Genomic DNA, 17,602 nt, shown 5'->3' on the forward strand with positions numbered 1-17,602 from the left:
TCCTAGCCGTACCTGCCGGTAATGTAATCTTCTGTTTGTTTTTTCGCCGGATTGGTAAACAACTCGCTGGTTTCACCAAATTCGATTAATTCGCCCATGTACATAAAAGCGGTGAAATCGGATACCCGCGCCGCCTGCTGCATATTATGGGTAACGATCACTATCGTATATTTTTCTTTCAATTCGTTAATCAATTCTTCGATTTTCAAGGTCGAGATTGGATCCAACGCCGAAGCCGGCTCGTCCAACAGGATCACTTCCGGCTCAATGGCAATTGCCCTGGCAATCACCAACCTTTGCTGTTGACCGCCGGACATACCCAAGGCATTGTCGTTCAGTCGATCCTTCATCTCATCCCAAAGCGCCGCGCCGCGCAAGGATTTTTCCACCACTTCGTCGAGTATACGTCGATCGTTGATGCCTTGAATCCTTAGGCCGTAGGCCACGTTTTCGTAAATGGTTTTCGGAAACGGATTGGGCTTTTGAAACACCATGCCCACTCGCCGGCGCAGAGCTGCGACATTGACCGATTTATCGTAAATATCCTCGCCATCCAGCAGAATCTTGCCTTTGATGGTGACGCCGTCGACCAGATCGTTCATCCGGTTGATACAGCGCAATAGCGTCGATTTCCCGCAACCGCTGGGACCGATATAGGCAGTCACTTTCTTGTGCGGCATTTCCATATTCACGCTATGCAAGGCCTGCTTCTGGCCGTAGAACAAATCCAGATTTTCGACTTTGATGCAAGTCTCTAGCTGCTCGGCGCTTTTTCTGTCTTCCCTTTTCAACGCGCTAATGTCAATGGCGTGGGTATTCTTTTGGGCTGTTGTCATGGTATGGGGTCCAGTCTTCCGGATGGATATGCGAAATTAGTTTTCCAGGGCGCGGTATTTTTCCCGCAGATTGTTACGTATCGAGATAGCGAACATATTCAGACCAATAATCACCATCACCAGTAATAATGACGTCGCGTAAACCAAAGGTCTGGCGGCTTCGACATTCGGACTCTGGAAGCCGACGTCGTAAATATGAAACCCTAAATGCATAAACTTTCTATCCAGATGCAAATAAGGAAAATTGCCGTCCAAAGGTAAAGTCGGCGCCAGTTTCACTACACCGACCAGCATCAAAGGTGCTACCTCGCCGGCGGCGCGTGCCACCGCTAAAATCAAGCCGGTCATGATCGCCGGACTGGCCATCGGCAATACCGTGCGCCACAAGGTTTCGGCTTTGGTGGCGCCCAGCGCCAAACTACCTTCTCGAATCGATTTGGGAATCCGCGACAAACCTTCCTCGGTGGCCACGATTACCACCGGCAGGGTCATCAAAGCCAGGGTTAACGAGGCCCACAGCAAACCGGGCGTACCGAAAACCGGGGCGGGCGCGGCTTCCGGGAAAAACAAGCTGTCGATATTGCCGCCGATGATGTACACGAAAAAACCCAAGCCGAACACACCGTAAACGATGGACGGTACGCCGGCCAGATTATTAACGGCAATTCGGATCACTCGGGTAATAAAGCCCTGCTTGGCGTATTCACGTAGGTAAACCGCAGCGATTACCCCGAACGGCGTGACGACGACCGCCATCAGCATCACCATCAACACAGTACCGAAAATAGCCGGGAAAATACCGCCTTCGGTATTGGCTTCACGCGGTTCGTCGCTCACAAAAGTGGCGAAATTAGCGACATATTCGCCGCATTTGTCCAGCACGCTCATCGTGTTGGGGCGGGTCATTTTCACCACCCGATTCAAGGGCAGACTAATTTCCTTGTTTCCGGCTTCCGCAACCAGCAAGCTATAGCGCTTGCTTTCCTTGCTCAGCTTGCCGATTTGTTGCTGGATCACTTGGTATTGTTTTTCATAAGTCTGTTTTTGCGCGGCAAACTCCTGCTTAGCCGCATCGTTCCAGGCATTTTTCAGTTCCAAGCCGCGTTGCTTCAGACGCAGACGCTCCAATTCATAGTTGATCGCCCCAACTTCATGGTCTTGTAAACTATCGATTTCGTCGTGTTGTTCCAACACTGTCGCCAGTTTCTGCTGCGCCACCTGCCAGGCCTGCTCGCCTTGGGCGATTACCACGCCGTCTTCCTTCACCGCCAGCAATCTGCCGTAGAAATTGCCCCACTCACGGCGTTCGACCATGATCAAATCGTCCGGCGTGGATTGGCGGTGAATGTATTGCTGCTGGATCCAGCGAAAATCGCTACCGAGAATATCGCGGTTACCGGTTTTTACGAGATGCTGCACCAAATATTCGCCGTTATCCAGCAAATCATGGCCGGCGGCCCTGGCTTGCGCTGCGGGCAGTAACGAAGTCGCCACCGCTTCACCGATGATGGAGCTTTCCGGGCCATCGCGATCTTGATAACGATATTCAATGATGTCAGCCGGCCAGAAATGTCCCAAGCCCCGCACCGCAATCAGCAGCAGCAAGCCCACCACCAGTATCAGATTTAAACTGACCGCGCCGGCGGTCATCCATATCCAGGGCGAACCGCTCTTAAACCATGCTTTAATCATAATGAGCTGTATTTTTGTCTTAGATTCTGCCGAATGACTTCAGCCAGCGTGTTGACTACAAAAGTGAACATGAACAGTACCAAAGCCGCCAGGAATAACACCCGATAGTGGGTGCTATTCACTTCCGATTCAGGCATTTCCACCGCGATATTAGCCGACAGCGTGCGCAGACCCTGAAAGATGCTCAAATCCATCACCGCCGTATTGCCGGTAGCCATCAACACAATCATCGTCTCACCGACCGCACGGCCGAAACCGATCATGATCGCCGAAAAAATGCCGGGGCTAGCGGTCAGTAACACCACCTTGGTCATGGTCTGCCAAGGCGTAGCGCCCAACGCCAACGAACCGGTCGTCAAATGTTTGGGTACACTGAAAATCGCATCTTCGGCAATGGAGAAAATCATCGGAATCACGGCAAAACCCATCGCTAAACCAACCACCAGAGTATTGCGTTGATCGTAACCGATGCCGAATTCCTCACGCATCCAGGTGCGCAAATCACCGTGAAAACACAAGGCTTCGATGGACGGACTTAACTGAAAAGACAACCAGGCGCCGAATATCACCACCGGGATCAGCACCACCGCATCCCAGCCGTCGGGAATTTTGTGACGGGTTTGTTCCGGTACGAATTGCCAAAAATAAGCAAAAATCATCACCGACAAGGGCACGATCATCAACAACGCAAAAATCCCGGTCAGATTGGCTTCCACGAAAGGCGCCAGCCACAAACCGGCCAAAAAGCCCAGAATCACGGTCGGCAATGCGCCCATGATTTCCACGCCCGGCTTCACGTACTGGCGCACGCTGGGCGCCATGAAATAGCCTGTATAAATCGCCCCAAACAAAGCCAGCGGCACGCCCATCAACATCGCGTAGAACGAAGCTTTTAAGGTGCCGAACACCAGCGGCGTTAAGCTCATTTTCGGTTCGAAATCGTTACTGGCCGCCGATGATTGCCAGATGTAATCGGGTTTTGGATAACTTTCGTACCAAACCTTGTTCCATAACGAACTCCACGATACTTCCGGGTGTTCGTTTTCGATAGTCCAATGATTGATTTTGCCGTCTTCGGTTTGCAGTAACATGGCATTGGCGCGCGGCGACAAGGTGACGGAAACAGGCTTTCCGCCGGCGATTTTTTCCTTGATCAATTCCCGTGCGGCGGTGGAACTGTATATCCCGATCTCGCCGTTGGCGTCGGCTGCCAACATGCCTTTGCGGCGCTGTTCCGGGTTAATGGTAATAATCGGCGCGTCGGATACCTTAAACGCCCGCAATTTTTCAATGCTGAAATGGTTTTGCTGGTCGCGGACCATGGACCACTGCGCCATCACCCCGCTGGTATCGCCGATCAATAGCGAAATATCGCCGTTCAAAAACTCCATGCTGCTGATTTGCACGCCTTGGTGCAGCACATTCAATTTATGTTTGATCTCGGGCTTGCTCTTGTCGAGAATATCGACTACGGTCAAATCCCCGGCACGGCTGGCCAGGTACAGATTGCGCAGTTCTTTATCCAGCAGGATGAAATCCACTTCATCCGCGGCCATCTCAACCACCGAATCGGTGGCTTCCCAAGTGGCTTCATCGTCGAACAGCGATTCTTTTTTACTGAGACTAGTCAAGACCATGCGGTTATCGGCGGTTTTTGCCAGCAAAGTGCTGTTTTTATCGCCTAACTTCACCGCCAACTTGACTAGCGCCTGGCCCTGCTTATCCACCACCAGCGGTTCGGCGCCTAGCGGATATTGAATAGCGGGAGTAATTACCCGCTTGCCATTGGGATATGACAGTTTGTAATCGTGCCTGACGACCACGGCACGGCCATCCGACAAACCAAAGGCGATAACACCTTTATCGACGCCGCCATGGGCGTAACTGGTGATTTGCACTTGCTCGGGAATCGGTAATACCTCGGTGCGAATCAGCTGGCCGGTGGCGACGCTAAAAAATATCGCTTTGCCGGTGTCGGTAAAACGCACCGCCACTTCGTTCTGCTCTTCCATCGACAGGAAAACGGTATTGCCCAGCGCCCGCTCGGGCACGTCGTAACGAGCGACCGCTTCCGCGTGGGACGGCAGCAGTATCGGGAAAACCACATACAATAGGTAAAAAAAGATCAACACCACGGCGAGGATGATACTTAAGCCACCGGCTACCACGCCGCGCGCCACCATCTTGTCTTTGACCAGACGCCAGCGCTGGTAACGGTCGCTAGTCGCTGTCTGAAACAGCGTGGCTTTCGTTTGAGTAAAATGGGCTTCAGTCATAACAAGGTATCGTTGGTTAACAAAGCGGCGCTGGAAAATTGCAACGCATTCAGAGACAAAAAAGCCGATAAAACTTAGGAATTATCGGCTTGATATTATACAAGATCATCCGCCATTACTTGGCGAGAGGAGGTAATGACATTGTTTCCATTAGCCAATCCCTTGCTGCATCCATGCAGAATTGTCCCTTTATCAGACATCCTTGGCTGTTTTAATTACTGAATCAGCGTCAAGGCTTTTTCTACGGCCTTGGCTGGCAGCGGAATGTAGCCGTCCTTGATCACGACTTGTTGGCCGGTTTTAGACAACACCATTTTAATGAACTCTTTTTCCATTGGAGCCAACGGCTCATTAGGTTTTTTGTTGACGTAAACGTACAAGAAACGAGACAGCGGGTACGCACCTGATGTGGCGTTCTCAGGAGAAGCTTCAACAAACGGCTGACCATCTTTCAAGGCCAAAGGCACGGCTTTTACACCCGAGGTGGAGTAACCGATACCGGAATAGCCGATGCCGTTTGCAGATGTAGTAACCGATTGCACAACCGAAGCGGAACCAGGTTGTTCGTTGACGTTGCTTTTGAAATCGCCTTTGCACAGCGCTTCGTCTTTGAAGAAACCGTAAGTACCGGACACCGAATTACGGCCATACAACTGAATTGGTTTGCTTGCCCAGCCGCCCGTCAGGCCGGCTTGGCCCCAAGTGGTGATATCAGTGGCATAACCACATTTACGGGTTGAGGACAAAATGGCATCCACTTGCGGAATGCTTAAGCCTTTAACCGGATTATCCTTGTTGACGAACACTGCCAGGGCATCGATAGCAACCGGAATCGCGGTCGGTTTGTAACCGTATTTGCTTTCGAAATCGTCGATTTCGTTATCTTTCATTTTCCGGCTCATCGGACCCAGATTAGCGGTGCCTTCGGTCAACGCTGGTGGAGCGGTCGAAGAACCGGCTGCTTGAATCTGAATGTTGACGTTGGGGTAAATCTTGCCGAATTCTTCGGCCCACAAGGTCATCAAGTTAGCCAAAGTATCCGAGCCAACGCTGGAGATGTTGCCGGACACGCCGCTGGCTGCCGCATATTCAGGCAAAGCCGGATCCAATGTCGCGGGAGCCGCCACTGCTTCACCGCCGAGCAAAGCAGTCGATGCAAAACCAAATCCTAAAACCAGCGATTTCAGCTTGAATGTATTTTTCATATATTTTCTCGAAATGTTTAAAACTTAAGATTCATATTGCCAACCTAGCATGACAATAGTATGAAGCAAATGTGACAGTTTTATGACAAAAATGCCCAATTCTAACCGACCGCTAAAATCTAGCGCCCGCCAGAACCAACCCGGATGTGTTCCAGCTTTAAAAAACTGTAGCTAAAATCAACGGCTTGATCGTTTTTAACATCGTCCCTGGCAACTTCCCGCCATTGACTGGCATCGATCTCCGGGAAAAAAGTGTCGCCCGCGAAAGTTTTGTGGATTTCGGTCAGGTACAAATAATCGGCATACGACAGCATTGCTTCGTATAAGGTGGCGCCGCCAATCACGAATAATTCCGGGCTATCGGCATAGCGTTGCAACACGCTATCGATGTCAGTAAACACCTGGCAAGCAGGCTGTTGATAACTCGGGTCGCGGCTGACAATGATATTCTCCCGGCCCGGCAAAGGCCGGCCGATGGCCTCAAAGGTTTTACGGCCCATCAAGATCGGCGCACCCATGGTGATTTGTTTGAAGCGCTTCAAGTCAGCCGAGAGATGCCAGGGCATTTGGCCGCTCAGGCCAATGGCACGATTACTGGCCATCGCCACGATCAGTGATATTTTCATGCGGAGTGTTTAAGATGGGCTTTGTGAACAAAACATCATACTAGAAACCATCGTTTATGAAGAAAAACATCCTGCTGGTGTTTACCGGCGGCACCATTGGTTCGCAGCTTCGCGGCGACACCATCAGTACCGACGGCAACGCCGGTTTTAAGTTATTGCAACGCTTTGCAGAACAAGATCCCAAGCCCAATTCGGTAAACTTCAAGACCTTGCAGCCCGTGCAGATTCTCAGCGAAAACCTGCATCCCAGCCACTGGCCGCAGATCATCGCTTCGATTGAAGCCGAGGATTTAAGCCAATTCGACGGCATCATCGTCACCCACGGCACCGACAGCCTGGCATTTAGCGCCGCTGCGCTGAGCCTGTATTTTAATGGTTTGTCGATTCCGCTACTGCTGGTTTCCAGCGATCTGCCGCTAGACAATCCCCAAGCCAACGGCGTGGCCAACTTTCTGTGTGCAGTGGAATTTATCCGCCAACTCGGCCGAGCCGGCGTGTTTGTGCCGTATCGAAATCCAGGACAAGCGATGCTGATTCATCTCGGCTGTCGCCTATCGTCCTGCCTGCCGTTAAGTAGCGATTTCATCAGCGTGCAGTCGCAGGCCTGGATGCGCTTCGAGGACGGGCGGTTCCAGCCTCTGCAAATTTTGGAGCTAGGTACGCGTTCGCCAATTGCGCTTAAACCCGACTTTTCCAAGCGAATATTGGTGATCAGACCTTATCCCGGCCTGGATTACTCTGCCTACAATCTCGATAACGTCGATGCAGTGCTGCACGACCTGTACCATTCCGGGACGGCTTGCGCGTCAAGTGCAGCAGGAGAGCAATACAGCCTGGTGGAGTTCGTCAAACATTGCATCAGACAGGGAGTCAAAATTTATCTGACACCGGCGCTATATTCAGAAAGCGCATACGCCTCAACTCACGAGCTGTTGGATGTGGGCGCGGAAATGATCTGGAATACGTCGTTGGAAGCGGCTTACGCCAAATTACTATTGGCTTACGGCAATTTCGACACACCGCCGGCAATTTCTGGGTTTTTGGCACAGAACTTGGCCCACGAACAGCTGTGATTACGGTTGGATTTATAGTGCGTCGAGCCTGATGGCTCAACTGTAGCGAGCAGCGGATTGCCAAAAGGCAATCCGCTTAATAGTTGGGCACTATGGCTTAGCTGGCGCGGGTACTGGCGGTTTTTTAACCAAAACCTTGGCATCCGGCCCCATCGACACAGAATAGTCGGTGGAGGAAATTACGTTCTGACTGGCGATGTCCACAACCCTTAGCGAAACGTAGACGTTGTTGTAGCCTGGCGCAAACGATCCTATGACGACCGCTTTAGCCCCGACGTTATTTAAAGCTTCCTTGGTTTTATCTGGTAGCTGCAGAATGCCGGCTTCGTTTTTAGCAAAAATTTCGGTAGGCAACTCCATACCCATCACCCGGTAACCGGAACGATGAAAGGCCGAGGAAATTTGATCGGAGACAATTCGGCCAAACGCCAGCGTTTGCTCCAGTTCGCCGACATTAACCAGCGAATTGATAACCACCAAACTACCTTTAGGTAAAGGTTCGCGCAAATCGAGAATCAGCTGATCAACCGCCTCGAAGCTTACCTCGACCAAATCGTCATCTTTGACTTCGCTAGCCCGAAACCCTCGGCTGCAACCGCTCAGCATCATCAGCGCCAACAGCATCAGCACCATCGTCTTTTTGTTAACCATAAGACCTCTCCTCTCGTAATTGTTGAAGTTATCAGAGCTTAAAACAGCAAGCCAGTCAATCTAATTTACTACCGCAGTATACACAGCATTGCGCTGGAGAATTGCTTGAACGATGCCAGGCAAAACCCTGGATATTTTTGAACGCTTATTGACCGCTTTCGGTAACAATCACACCGATGCCGTTTTTCTGCAGCAATTCCTTAATCGTGGAAACGCTGGCGGGATTATCGTAGGGACCGACCTTAACGCGATGCCAGATAACATTGCCGACTTTAGCTTTCTCGACCCGGGACTCTATGCCGAGCGATGCCAGCTTAGCCTTGTGGCGTTCGGCTTCCGAGGCCTCCCGGAAGGAACCCGCCTGCATAATGTATTTGGCAGCCTTGGTTTTACCGACCAGCTGCTCACGTACCCGGGTTTTGATTTCGTAATCGGGCACCACCACTTCCGCCTGTGGCAGTATGGTATAAAAATCGTAACGCGGCTCTTCCGGTTCCGCAGGTTGTGACGGCTCCGCCGGTTTTTCCGGCTCAACGACCGCTTGAGTTTGCGGTTTGACCGGTAATTCCTGCTTTAATTTTTCCACTATTTGCGGTGTTTCCGCCTCGGGTTTGCCGGCAACTAATTCCGGAACCATTTTGCGGATCATGTTCAAAAACACCCCAAAAGCTACAATCAGCGCGATGACCAGCAACCAACGCCAAGGTGCAACCGAAGATTTTTTCGGCTTTCTGCGACTGTTGGTGTAACTGGGGCTTTGAACGCGGTGCTTATAGTCTCTGGCCATTACATCGCTTCAGGTGCATTGATTTTCAATAAGGATAGGGCGTTGACCAATACTTGCTTGACGGCACAAATCAAATTAATGCGGGCATTACAAAGTTTGTCGTCGTCTACCAGGAACTGGTGTGCGTTGTAATAACTGTGGAACTGATTGGCCAGCTCACGCAAGTAATGAATCAATTGATGAGGCTCGTAATTCACAGCAGCACGTTCCAAAGCTTCCGGGTATTTGGAAAGTGTAGTCAGTAACGCGGCTTCCTGCTCTTCGGTCAACAGACTCAGATGCTCCGTACCCAAATGCGGATTGCGTTGCCGACCTTTTTCGTCGATCTGGCGCAACACGCTACACACCCTGGCATGCGCATACTGCACATAATAAACCGGGTTTTCGTTGCTTCTGGAAGTAGCCAGCTTCAGATCGAAATCCATATGTTGCTCGGATTTACGCATCACGTAAAAGAAGCGGCACGCATCTCTACCCACTTCGTTGCGCAGTTGCCTTAGGGTGACAAACTCGCCGGAGCGGGTCGACATTTGTACTTTTTCGTCGCCGCGATACAAGATCGCAAATTGCACCAGCAATACTTTCAGCTTGGATTCGTCGGCGCCCAGGGCTTGCATCGCCGCTTTCACGCGCGGAATATAACCGTGGTGATCGGCACCCCAGATGTTGACGATTTGATCGAAGCCGCGATCCAGCTTGTTCATGTGATAGGCAATATCGGAAGCAAAATAGGTGGTCTGACCGTTATCACGTACCACTACTCTATCTTTTTCGTCGCCCAGGCGACTGGAGGCAAACCAAGTGGCGCCTTCCTGCTGGTAGAGGTACCCGGCCGCATCCAGACGTTTTAGGGCTTGTTCGACGGAATGATCGTCCATCAGCGAGCGCTCGGAAAACCACTGTTGATAGCTGACGCCGAATTCGGCCAAGTCGTTTTTGATATCGTCCAGAATTTCGTCCAGACCGGCTTGAAATACCTCTTTATAAGCGTCGCCGAGCAAGGCTTTGGCACGGTCGATCAACGCATCGATGTGTTTTTCCTTGTCGCCGCCTTGCGGCTCGTCGGCGGGCAAATCCGCCATCACTAGCGCGGCGGCTCGGCGGTAGGCGTCGCCAGCTTTCTTATGCAAATTAGCGGAAATATCTCGGACATATTCGCCGCGATAACCGTTACTCGGAAAAGGCAGAACCTCGTCGCAGGCTTCCAGATACCGCAGCCAGACACTGGTAGCCAGAATATCCATCTGCCGGCCGGCATCGTTCACATAGTATTCTCGCTCGACTTGAAACCCGGCTGCCGCCAGCAAATCCGCCACAGCCGAACCGTAAGCCGCGCCGCGACCATGGCCGACATGCAAAGGCCCGGTGGGATTGGCGGAAACGAATTCGACTTGGACACGTTTGCCCGCACCAATCTTGCTTAAACCGAACTCCGCTCCGGCATCGAGTATCTGTTTGACAATTTGGAACTGGCTATCGGGATTGATGAAGAAATTGATAAATCCGGGGCCGGCGATATCAACCTTGGTGATCAGCGCATCGCTCGGCAGCGCGGCGACGATTTTTTCGGCCAGTTGTCTAGGATTAAGTTTGGCCGGCTTGGCCAGTAACATCGCCAGGTTGGTGGCGAAGTCGCCGTGTTGCGCATCGCGAGTGCGCTCTAAATTGATTTGCGCAATAAAATCGTTTTCGAGAATACCTTGAGTTTTAAGGGCTGTAACGGCTTGTTGTAACAGGGATTCCAGCTTTTGTTTCATCGCGTTGAAAAATGGGGATTTATCGGAAAATAGCCGCCATTATCCATTAAAAACAAATTATTGGCTAGGACGCTCGCCGAACAGCGCCGTGCCAATCCGCACCAATGTTGAACCTTCGGCAACCGCCGCCTGCAAATCACCACTCATCCCAAACGAAAAGGTATCGAGATCGTTACGATCAAGTTGCCGCACTGCCTGATAGAGCTGCCGATACGGCAGGCATTGCGCCTGATAATCCTGCTGCGGCTCCGGAATCGCCATAACTCCCCGTAAACGCAAGTTAGGCAATTTTCTGACTTGCTCGATCAGCTCCGGCAAATCGGCCAACTCAATCCCGGATTTGCTGGCTTCATCGCTGATATTGATTTGTAAACAGATATTCAGCGGCGGCAAATAGTCCGGACGCTGCTCGCTGAGGCGCTCGGCTACTTTCAGACGATCAACACTGTGCACCCAGGCAAAGTGCTGGGCAATTGCCTTAGTTTTATTGGATTGAAGCGGCCCGATGAAATGCCAGCTAATGTTAAAAGCCGCCAATTCCAGTTGCTTTTTCAGCGCTTCCTGCAAATAGTTTTCGCCGAAATGGCGCTGACCAATCCGGTATGCAGCGGCTATATCAGCCGCTGGCTTGGTCTTGCTGACGGCCAACAGTTGCACACTACCAAGCGGACGTTGTGAATCGATTTCGGCCTGGCGGAGTTGCTTGCTTACATTGGCAAAACGCTGAGCGATACTATTCACGATCCTCAGCCGCCGATTCTTTTTTGACAAATAAGCGTGAAAACAGCAATCCGGATTCAAACAACAGCCACATCGGCACTGCCAACAGGGTTTGCGACAAAGCGTCGGGCGGCGTCAAAAACATCGCGATGACAAACACTCCGACGATGACATACGGCCTCTTTTCAGACAGCGTCTCGGGGGTGATGATGCCGGTCCAGACCAATACGATAGTGAAAATCGGAATTTCGAACGACAACCCGAAGGCAAAAAACATCGCCAATACAAAGTCGAGATAAGTGGCTATATCAGTCATCACCGCCACCCCGGCCGGCGCCGCCGACGTGAGATAGCCGAATACCAACGGGAATACCAGAAAATAGGCGAAGGCCGCGCCACTGTAAAACAACAACGTGCTAGCCAATAGCAACGGCGCCACCATCAGCTTTTCATGACGATATAAGCCAGGCGCCACAAAGCCCCAGAACTGGTAAAGAATGAAGGGAATGGAAATAAACACCGCAACTACGAATGCGAGTTTGAACGGCGTGAAAAACGGCGATGCTACATCAATGGCGATCATCGTGCTGTTTTTCGGCATGTGCTGCAACAGCGGCTCGGCCAGATAGGCATAAATCTCGTTGGCGTAGCTTGCGGTAGCGACAAACACCAGTAGCACGCATAGCACCACCTTCAACAGGCGGTCGCGCAGTTCGACTAAATGGCTAAAAAAAGACTGCTCGTTACCCAGCGGTGCTTGGCTTGTCATCGTCCTGATTGATTTCGGTCGCTGCCTGAGCATTGAAGTTAATATCGTCAAGGGCCGACTGAGTATCCTGCACCACTTTCTGCAATTCGCCGGCTATGGACTGTTGCTGGATTAACTGGCGCATCTCCTCGGCGTGCAATTCCTGTTTAATTTCCGCCTTAGCAGTCGCCAGCACAGTACGGGCCTTTCCTACCCAAAACCCAGCCAATCGGGCCGCTTTCGGCAATTTTTCCGGGCCTAGTACCAATAGCGCCACCAACCCAACCATCAACAATTCTGAAAAGCCGACATCGAACATATCGCAGACTAAGCCCGATCTTTTTCTTTATTAGTCACTTCGCCTTCCAAAGGCTCTTCTTCCTTGCTTGCAATCGCCTTATCTTCGCTACCTTCCTTAACAGCCGAACGGAATCCCCTAATCGCCTCGCCGAGATCGGCGCCGATATTCTTCAGACGCTTGGTGCCAAACACCAAGATCACGATAACTAACACTACTAATAAATGAGGGATGCTTAAACCCATTGTTCACTCCTTAATTTTAACCATCAGGAAACATCGCGCTGCGCTTTTTCCTGTAAACCGGACAATCCGAAGCGCCTTTGCAACTCATTGATCACATGTTCCGGCCCGAGTTCCTGATGCGCCAACATCACCATGCAGTGAAACCAAAGATCGGCGGTTTCATACACTATTTTATCCTTATCGCCGTCTTTGGCGGCAATCACCGTTTCAGTGGCTTCCTCGCCTATTTTTTTCAAAATATGATCCAATCCCTTGGCGTATAAACTGGCTACGTAGGACTGATCGGCAGTTTGCAGCTTACGCTGTTCAAGAACCTGGGCCAATTGCTGTAAAACTTCGCTCATTAGCTTTTGTTTAGATTGAAAATTGCAAAATCATAGCACGTTGCCGAAACAGCCAAAAAAAATCTATCGGCAAAAAAAAGCCTCCCTATGCTTGCGCAGAGGAAGGCAAAAAAACCAGCGGAGTGCTTAGAAGGAGGTTCCGCTCGTTATTACAACACCAGGAGGTAGTTACAAATTCTTGGATCGGCTATTCAGCAGCGCCTTAGTCGACATATTGCTAAATATGGAAGTGGCAGCGAATAACATTGTGGAGATGACGAACAATCCGGAAATAAAGCTCCAAACACCGACAATAAAAAGAACGCCGATCAAGATGTCTTTTTTAACGTCGTTCATTGTGCTCAAATTCTCTATTTTTAAATCTTGCGCTTGACAAGGCTTCATGTGCTTGCTCTTCAGTTGCAGCGCACTATACAGGATAGAAAAAAGTTTACAATTAGGCTTTTACTAAATAAATTGTATACAATTTAGAAACAATAGAAATGTCAACGCTTTTTGGTGATTTTTTTACTTTCCAGGAGATACCATGGACAAACTAACCAGCATGAATGTCTTTGTCCGCGTCGCCAAAGCCGGCAGCTTTGCCGGAGCCGCCAAAGATCTCGATATTTCCAGAGCCATGGCTACCAAACATATTATGCAGCTGGAAAGCGAACTGAACACGCGTTTATTCAATCGCACAACCCGCAGCTTAAGCCTGACGGAAGCCGGCGAGGCTTACCTGGAGCGTTGCCAGCAAGTTCTACTGGACGTAGCGGAGATGGAATCGGCGATCACTCACCTACAAACAGAGCCGCGCGGCACCCTAAAAATTCTGGCGCCACCGGTCATCGGCGCCAGCCATATTTCGCCGGGCTTGACCGAATATCTAAAAAACTACCCCGACCTCTCCGTAGAGATGGTGCTGAAAGGCGGACAAGTCGATTTAATCGATGAGGGCGTCGATCTGGCTATTTATTTGGGACAACTCAACGACACTAGCCTGGTAGCCCGAAAGTTGGCCAGTTCCTCGCTGGTCGTTTGCGCGTCCCCAGAATATCTTAAAGCACATGGCACTCCGCAAGACCCGGAAGACCTGGAAGACCATAGCTGCTTGATCAACTGGGCGATCCCGCCGCGGAACAAATGGCGCTTCAAGGGCATTCTCGGGGAGCGCACTGTAACCGTCACGGGCAGGATGCAGGCCAATATGGCCGATCCGATCCGCAACGCCGCGGTGAATGGCTTGGGCCTGATCATGTTGCCGCGCTATATCGTCGGCCGCGACATCGAGCAAGGCCGGCTGCAAGTAGTGATGGAGCAATACGGTATCGCACCGCTGGAAATTTATGCGGTGTACCCGCACCGCAAATATTTGTCGGCCAAAGTACGTTCGTTTTTAGAGTTTATTCAAGCCTGGCTACCGCATCGGATCGGCATGAACCCATGACCGATTTGCAAGACAAGTGGGATACCATTTACCGAAATGCCTGCTCTCCGCCACTCCCTGCCGAGGTGCTGAGCCAACACCAGTACTTGCTACCCAAGCAGGGCAAAGCGTTGGACTTGGCCTGCGGCCTGGGCGGCAACGCCGTCCTCCTGGCCGAGTCCGGCCTTGCTGTGGACGCTTGGGATATTTCCTTGGTCGCTTTACAAATATTGCAACAACAAGCTACCGAAAAAGGCCTGTCAATCGCCACTCAGCAATGCCATATCAGCGCCGAAACGCTGGCGCAACAGGCTTACGATGTGATTGTCATCTGTCGTTTTCTTGACCGAACCCTGTGTAATGCGATAATGGCAGCCTTGAAACCGGGCGGCCTGCTGTTTTATCAAACATTTACCCGCAACAAACTTGACCAACAAGGCCCCAGCAATCCCGAGTATTTACTGGCAAACAACGAATTATTGCGGCTATTCAGCCCCTTAAGCGTGGTTTTTTACCAAGAATACGCAAAACTCGGCGATGTGCGATTCGGCAATAGAAACGAAGCCTGTTTTATCGGGCAAAAATGAAGCGGTAAATTAATGATAGAAAATCTCGACCCCAAACAATCCTGGGCTGTATTACAAACTAATCCGGCCGCGGTACTGATCGACGTCAGAACAGCCATCGAACACAGCTTTGTCGGCCATCCGCCGCAAGCGATTCATGTCGCTTGGAAAGAATTTCCGGGCATGCAGTTAAACACGGGTTTCGTAGACCAAGTACGGCAGTACGCCCCGAATAAAGCCACGCCGATTCTGCTGCTGTGCCGCAGCGGACAGCGCTCTGTAGACGCTGCCAAAGCCCTGGAAGCAGCGGGCTATGAACATCTAATCAACATTCTGGAAGGCTTCGAAGGCCCGCTGGATGAAAACAAGCACCGCGGCAATACTGGCGGCTGGCGTTTTCACGGCTTGCCTTGGCAACAAAGTTAATCCCTCAGCCAATCGGTCCGCGCCAGCGCGGAAACCAAAACTAAATCCCGCTGGGCGGCTTGTCCGTTCGGCCTATCTGTTCCTTAAAAATCATCTAGTAAATTATTGTGATAGAAAAACTCAGAAACATCGCGATCATCGCTCACGTCGACCACGGCAAAACCACGTTAGTTGACCAACTTTTACAGCAATCCGGCACCTTCGACGCGCACACCAAAGTCGACGAACGGGTGATGGACTCCAACGCGCTGGAAAAAGAACGCGGCATTACCATCTTGGCGAAAAACACCGCGATTGACTGGAACGGCTATCACATCAACATCGTCGACACCCCAGGCCATGCCGACTTCGGTGGCGAAGTTGAACGGGTGTTATCGATGGTGGATTCGGTTTTGTTGTTAGTAGATGCCGTTGACGGCCCAATGCCGCAAACCCGCTTCGTCACGAAAAAAGCCTTTGCTTTGGGTTTAAAACCCATCGTCGTCATCAACAAAGTGGATCGTCCTGGCGCACGCCCTGATTGGGTGGTCGATCAAACCTTTGATTTGTTCGACAACTTGGGTGCAACTGATGAGCAATTGGACTTCCCGATTGTGTATGCCTCTGCGTTAAATGGTTTTGCCGGGCTAGAAGCTGACGTATCCGGCGGCGATATGACACCGCTGTTTCAAACTATTGTTGATAAAGTTGCGCCACCCCCGGTTGAGGTGGACGCGCCCTTCCAAATGCAGGTCATCAGCCTGGATTACAACTCCTATGTCGGCGTTATCGGTATCGGTCGCATTCAACACGGCAAAGTCACACGCAATATGCCGTTAACCATCGTGGATAACGAAGGTAAAAATCGTAGCGGTCGGATGTTGAAATTGTATGGTTTCCATGGCTTGGAACGCGTCGAAGTGGAAAGCGCGCAAGCGGGCGACATCATTGCTTTCTGCGGTATTGAAAACCTGAAAATCTCGGAAACCTTATGTGACCCTAATAATGTGGTTGCCTTGCCGCCACTATCGGTCGATGAACCAACCGTGAGCATGACCTTCCAGGTCAATAACTCACCATTTGCCGGCAGAGAAGGTAAATTCATTACCACCCGCCAAATTTATGATCGTTTACAAAAAGAATTGCAGCACAACGTCGCTCTGCGCGTTGAAACCACCGATGATCCAGACAAATTTAAAGTATCGGGTCGCGGCGAGTTGCATTTATCGGTCTTGATCGAAAACATGCGCCGCGAAGGCTTCGAGCTAGGCGTATCGCGTCCACAAGTTATCATTCGCGAAATTGATGGCGTTAAATCGGAACCGTTTGAAAACGTCACGATTGAAGTAGAAGAACAACATCAAGGCACCATCATGGAGAAATTGGGCGAGCGTAAAGGCGACCTGAAAGACATGGTGCCCGATGGCAAAGGCCGTATCCGCTTGGAATACGTCGTGCCTTCCCGGGGCTTATTGGGGTTCCAGACCGAGTTCTTGACGGCAACCTCCGGATCCGGCTTGTTCTATCATGTCTTCGACCATTATGGCCCCGTGAAAGAAGGTGCGGTTGGCAGTCGCGTGCGCGGCGTCTTGATCTCCATGGCCAAAGGTAAAGCGGTCGATTACTCGCTATATCCGCTGCAAGCGCGTGGTGAGTTGTTGGTGGTTAATGGTGATGAAATCTACGAAGGACAATTAGTCGGCATCCATTCCCGTAGTAGTGATTTAGTGGTTAACCCAACCAAACCCAAGCCTTTAACCAATATTCGTGCCGCGGGTACAGACGACAGCTTGACCTGCGCCAAAATTCAAAAAATGACGCTGGAACAAGCTTTGGAGTTTATCAGCGATGATGAGCTGGTTGAAGTGACACCAAAATCCATTCGTCTACGTAAAATCTTATTGACTGAAAACGAACGCAAACGCGCCCCGAAATAGTCAAACTAAAAAGCCGTTCTCGTTACTA

18 protein-coding genes are annotated in these 17,602 nt (G+C 51.0%); 5 read left to right on the forward strand and 13 right to left on the reverse strand.

What is annotated here, in order from left to right:
- Nucleotides 1-2 precede the first annotated feature (2 nt).
- From pstB to ACR64Q_RS19925, 5 genes are all read right to left on the reverse strand, one after another.
- Entirely contained in the window at nucleotides 3-836 is an 834-nt protein-coding gene (pstB, locus tag ACR64Q_RS19905; protein WP_020484227.1) for a phosphate ABC transporter ATP-binding protein PstB, read from the reverse strand.
- Between the two features lie 36 nt (nucleotides 837-872).
- A complete protein-coding gene (gene pstA, locus ACR64Q_RS19910) occupies nucleotides 873-2,528 on the reverse strand; it encodes a phosphate ABC transporter permease PstA (RefSeq protein ID WP_313732860.1) in 1,656 nt (551 codons plus the stop codon).
- Nucleotides 2,525-4,804 (reverse strand): ABC transporter permease subunit, encoded by a 2,280-nt coding sequence (locus ACR64Q_RS19915; RefSeq protein WP_313732861.1) that lies wholly within the window; start codon nucleotides 4,802-4,804, stop codon nucleotides 2,525-2,527. The genes pstA and ACR64Q_RS19915 overlap by 4 nt, the downstream gene beginning before the upstream one ends.
- Nucleotides 4,805-5,019: 215 nt before the next feature.
- Nucleotides 5,020-6,009 (reverse strand): PstS family phosphate ABC transporter substrate-binding protein, encoded by a 990-nt coding sequence (locus tag ACR64Q_RS19920; protein WP_313732862.1) that lies wholly within the window; start codon nucleotides 6,007-6,009, stop codon nucleotides 5,020-5,022.
- A 119-nt stretch (nucleotides 6,010-6,128) separates the two neighbouring features.
- Nucleotides 6,129-6,635, reverse strand: coding sequence for a dihydrofolate reductase (locus tag ACR64Q_RS19925; RefSeq protein WP_313732863.1), 507 nt, complete (start codon nucleotides 6,633-6,635; stop codon nucleotides 6,129-6,131).
- Between the two features lie 56 nt (nucleotides 6,636-6,691).
- Here ACR64Q_RS19925 and ACR64Q_RS19930 point away from each other — a divergent pair, with 56 nt between their 5' ends.
- Complete coding sequence (locus ACR64Q_RS19930; RefSeq protein ID WP_313732864.1) at nucleotides 6,692-7,708, forward strand: asparaginase; 1,017 nt, start codon at nucleotides 6,692-6,694, stop codon at nucleotides 7,706-7,708.
- 90 nt (nucleotides 7,709-7,798) lie between these two features.
- On the opposite strand, the gene ACR64Q_RS19935 is transcribed toward ACR64Q_RS19930, so the two are convergent.
- The 8 genes from ACR64Q_RS19935 to ACR64Q_RS19970 all read right to left on the reverse strand — a co-directional run bounded on the left by ACR64Q_RS19935 (nucleotide 7,799) and on the right by ACR64Q_RS19970 (nucleotide 13,258).
- Nucleotides 7,799-8,359, reverse strand: a complete 561-nt coding sequence (locus ACR64Q_RS19935) for a FlgO family outer membrane protein (protein ID WP_313732865.1) — start codon at nucleotides 8,357-8,359, stop codon at nucleotides 7,799-7,801.
- 145 nt (nucleotides 8,360-8,504) lie between these two features.
- Entirely contained in the window at nucleotides 8,505-9,146 is a 642-nt protein-coding gene (locus tag ACR64Q_RS19940; protein ID WP_313732866.1) for an SPOR domain-containing protein, read from the reverse strand.
- Nucleotides 9,146-10,903, reverse strand: coding sequence for an arginine--tRNA ligase (gene argS, locus ACR64Q_RS19945; protein ID WP_313732867.1), 1,758 nt, complete (start codon nucleotides 10,901-10,903; stop codon nucleotides 9,146-9,148). The genes ACR64Q_RS19940 and argS overlap by 1 nt, the downstream gene beginning before the upstream one ends.
- A 57-nt stretch (nucleotides 10,904-10,960) precedes the next feature.
- Nucleotides 10,961-11,644 carry a YggS family pyridoxal phosphate-dependent enzyme gene (locus ACR64Q_RS19950; RefSeq protein WP_313732868.1) on the reverse strand — a complete coding sequence of 228 codons (684 nt, stop codon included), beginning with the start codon at nucleotides 11,642-11,644 and terminating at the stop codon, nucleotides 10,961-10,963.
- Nucleotides 11,637-12,392 (reverse strand): twin-arginine translocase subunit TatC, encoded by a 756-nt coding sequence (gene tatC, locus ACR64Q_RS19955; RefSeq protein ID WP_313732869.1) that lies wholly within the window; start codon nucleotides 12,390-12,392, stop codon nucleotides 11,637-11,639. Before tatC ends, ACR64Q_RS19950 begins: the two co-directional genes overlap by 8 nt.
- Nucleotides 12,367-12,690, reverse strand: a complete 324-nt coding sequence (gene tatB / locus ACR64Q_RS19960) for a Sec-independent protein translocase protein TatB (protein WP_020484215.1) — start codon at nucleotides 12,688-12,690, stop codon at nucleotides 12,367-12,369. The genes tatC and tatB overlap by 26 nt, the downstream gene beginning before the upstream one ends.
- Before the next feature lie 8 nt (nucleotides 12,691-12,698).
- Nucleotides 12,699-12,914, reverse strand: a complete 216-nt coding sequence (gene tatA / locus ACR64Q_RS19965; RefSeq protein WP_020484214.1) for a twin-arginine translocase TatA/TatE family subunit — start codon at nucleotides 12,912-12,914, stop codon at nucleotides 12,699-12,701.
- A 23-nt stretch (nucleotides 12,915-12,937) separates the two neighbouring features.
- Nucleotides 12,938-13,258 carry a phosphoribosyl-ATP diphosphatase gene (locus ACR64Q_RS19970; RefSeq protein ID WP_313732870.1) on the reverse strand — a complete coding sequence of 107 codons (321 nt, stop codon included), beginning with the start codon at nucleotides 13,256-13,258 and terminating at the stop codon, nucleotides 12,938-12,940.
- A gap of 526 nt (nucleotides 13,259-13,784) precedes the next feature.
- Between ACR64Q_RS19970 and ACR64Q_RS19975 the strand changes: the two genes are divergently transcribed.
- From ACR64Q_RS19975 to typA, 4 genes are all read left to right on the forward strand, one after another.
- On the forward strand, nucleotides 13,785-14,687 hold the full coding sequence (locus ACR64Q_RS19975) for a LysR family transcriptional regulator (RefSeq protein ID WP_020484211.1): 903 nt from the start codon (nucleotides 13,785-13,787) through the stop codon (nucleotides 14,685-14,687).
- Nucleotides 14,684-15,253, forward strand: coding sequence for a class I SAM-dependent methyltransferase (locus tag ACR64Q_RS19980; protein WP_313732871.1), 570 nt, complete (start codon nucleotides 14,684-14,686; stop codon nucleotides 15,251-15,253). Before ACR64Q_RS19975 ends, ACR64Q_RS19980 begins: the two co-directional genes overlap by 4 nt.
- 12 nt (nucleotides 15,254-15,265) lie before the next feature.
- Nucleotides 15,266-15,658 carry a rhodanese-like domain-containing protein gene (locus ACR64Q_RS19985; protein WP_313732872.1) on the forward strand — a complete coding sequence of 131 codons (393 nt, stop codon included), beginning with the start codon at nucleotides 15,266-15,268 and terminating at the stop codon, nucleotides 15,656-15,658.
- A gap of 107 nt (nucleotides 15,659-15,765) precedes the next feature.
- Entirely contained in the window at nucleotides 15,766-17,574 is a 1,809-nt protein-coding gene (gene typA / locus ACR64Q_RS19990) for a translational GTPase TypA (protein WP_020484208.1), read from the forward strand.
- Nucleotides 17,575-17,602: the final 28 nt, after the last annotated feature.

Source organism: Methylomonas sp. 2F7, assembly GCF_057126975.1.

Coding starts and splice junctions, on each gene's coding strand:
- tatB (WP_020484215.1), bottom strand. CDS start 12,690: ATGTTCGATGTCGGCTTTTCAGAATTGTTGATGGTTGGGTTGGTGGCG.
- ACR64Q_RS19930 (WP_313732864.1), top strand. CDS start 6,692: ATGAAGAAAAACATCCTGCTGGTGTTTACCGGCGGCACCATTGGTTCG.
- tatC (WP_313732869.1), bottom strand. CDS start 12,392: ATGACAAGCCAAGCACCGCTGGGTAACGAGCAGTCTTTTTTTAGCCAT.
- ACR64Q_RS19985 (WP_313732872.1), top strand. CDS start 15,266: ATGATAGAAAATCTCGACCCCAAACAATCCTGGGCTGTATTACAAACT.
- ACR64Q_RS19925 (WP_313732863.1), bottom strand. CDS start 6,635: ATGAAAATATCACTGATCGTGGCGATGGCCAGTAATCGTGCCATTGGC.
- ACR64Q_RS19980 (WP_313732871.1), top strand. CDS start 14,684: ATGACCGATTTGCAAGACAAGTGGGATACCATTTACCGAAATGCCTGC.
- ACR64Q_RS19915 (WP_313732861.1), bottom strand. CDS start 4,804: ATGACTGAAGCCCATTTTACTCAAACGAAAGCCACGCTGTTTCAGACA.
- argS (WP_313732867.1), bottom strand. CDS start 10,903: ATGAAACAAAAGCTGGAATCCCTGTTACAACAAGCCGTTACAGCCCTT.
- ACR64Q_RS19975 (WP_020484211.1), top strand. CDS start 13,785: ATGGACAAACTAACCAGCATGAATGTCTTTGTCCGCGTCGCCAAAGCC.
- ACR64Q_RS19940 (WP_313732866.1), bottom strand. CDS start 9,146: ATGGCCAGAGACTATAAGCACCGCGTTCAAAGCCCCAGTTACACCAAC.
- ACR64Q_RS19920 (WP_313732862.1), bottom strand. CDS start 6,009: ATGAAAAATACATTCAAGCTGAAATCGCTGGTTTTAGGATTTGGTTTT.
- pstA (WP_313732860.1), bottom strand. CDS start 2,528: ATGATTAAAGCATGGTTTAAGAGCGGTTCGCCCTGGATATGGATGACC.
- pstB (WP_020484227.1), bottom strand. CDS start 836: ATGACAACAGCCCAAAAGAATACCCACGCCATTGACATTAGCGCGTTG.
- ACR64Q_RS19935 (WP_313732865.1), bottom strand. CDS start 8,359: ATGGTTAACAAAAAGACGATGGTGCTGATGCTGTTGGCGCTGATGATG.
- ACR64Q_RS19970 (WP_313732870.1), bottom strand. CDS start 13,258: ATGAGCGAAGTTTTACAGCAATTGGCCCAGGTTCTTGAACAGCGTAAG.
- tatA (WP_020484214.1), bottom strand. CDS start 12,914: ATGGGTTTAAGCATCCCTCATTTATTAGTAGTGTTAGTTATCGTGATC.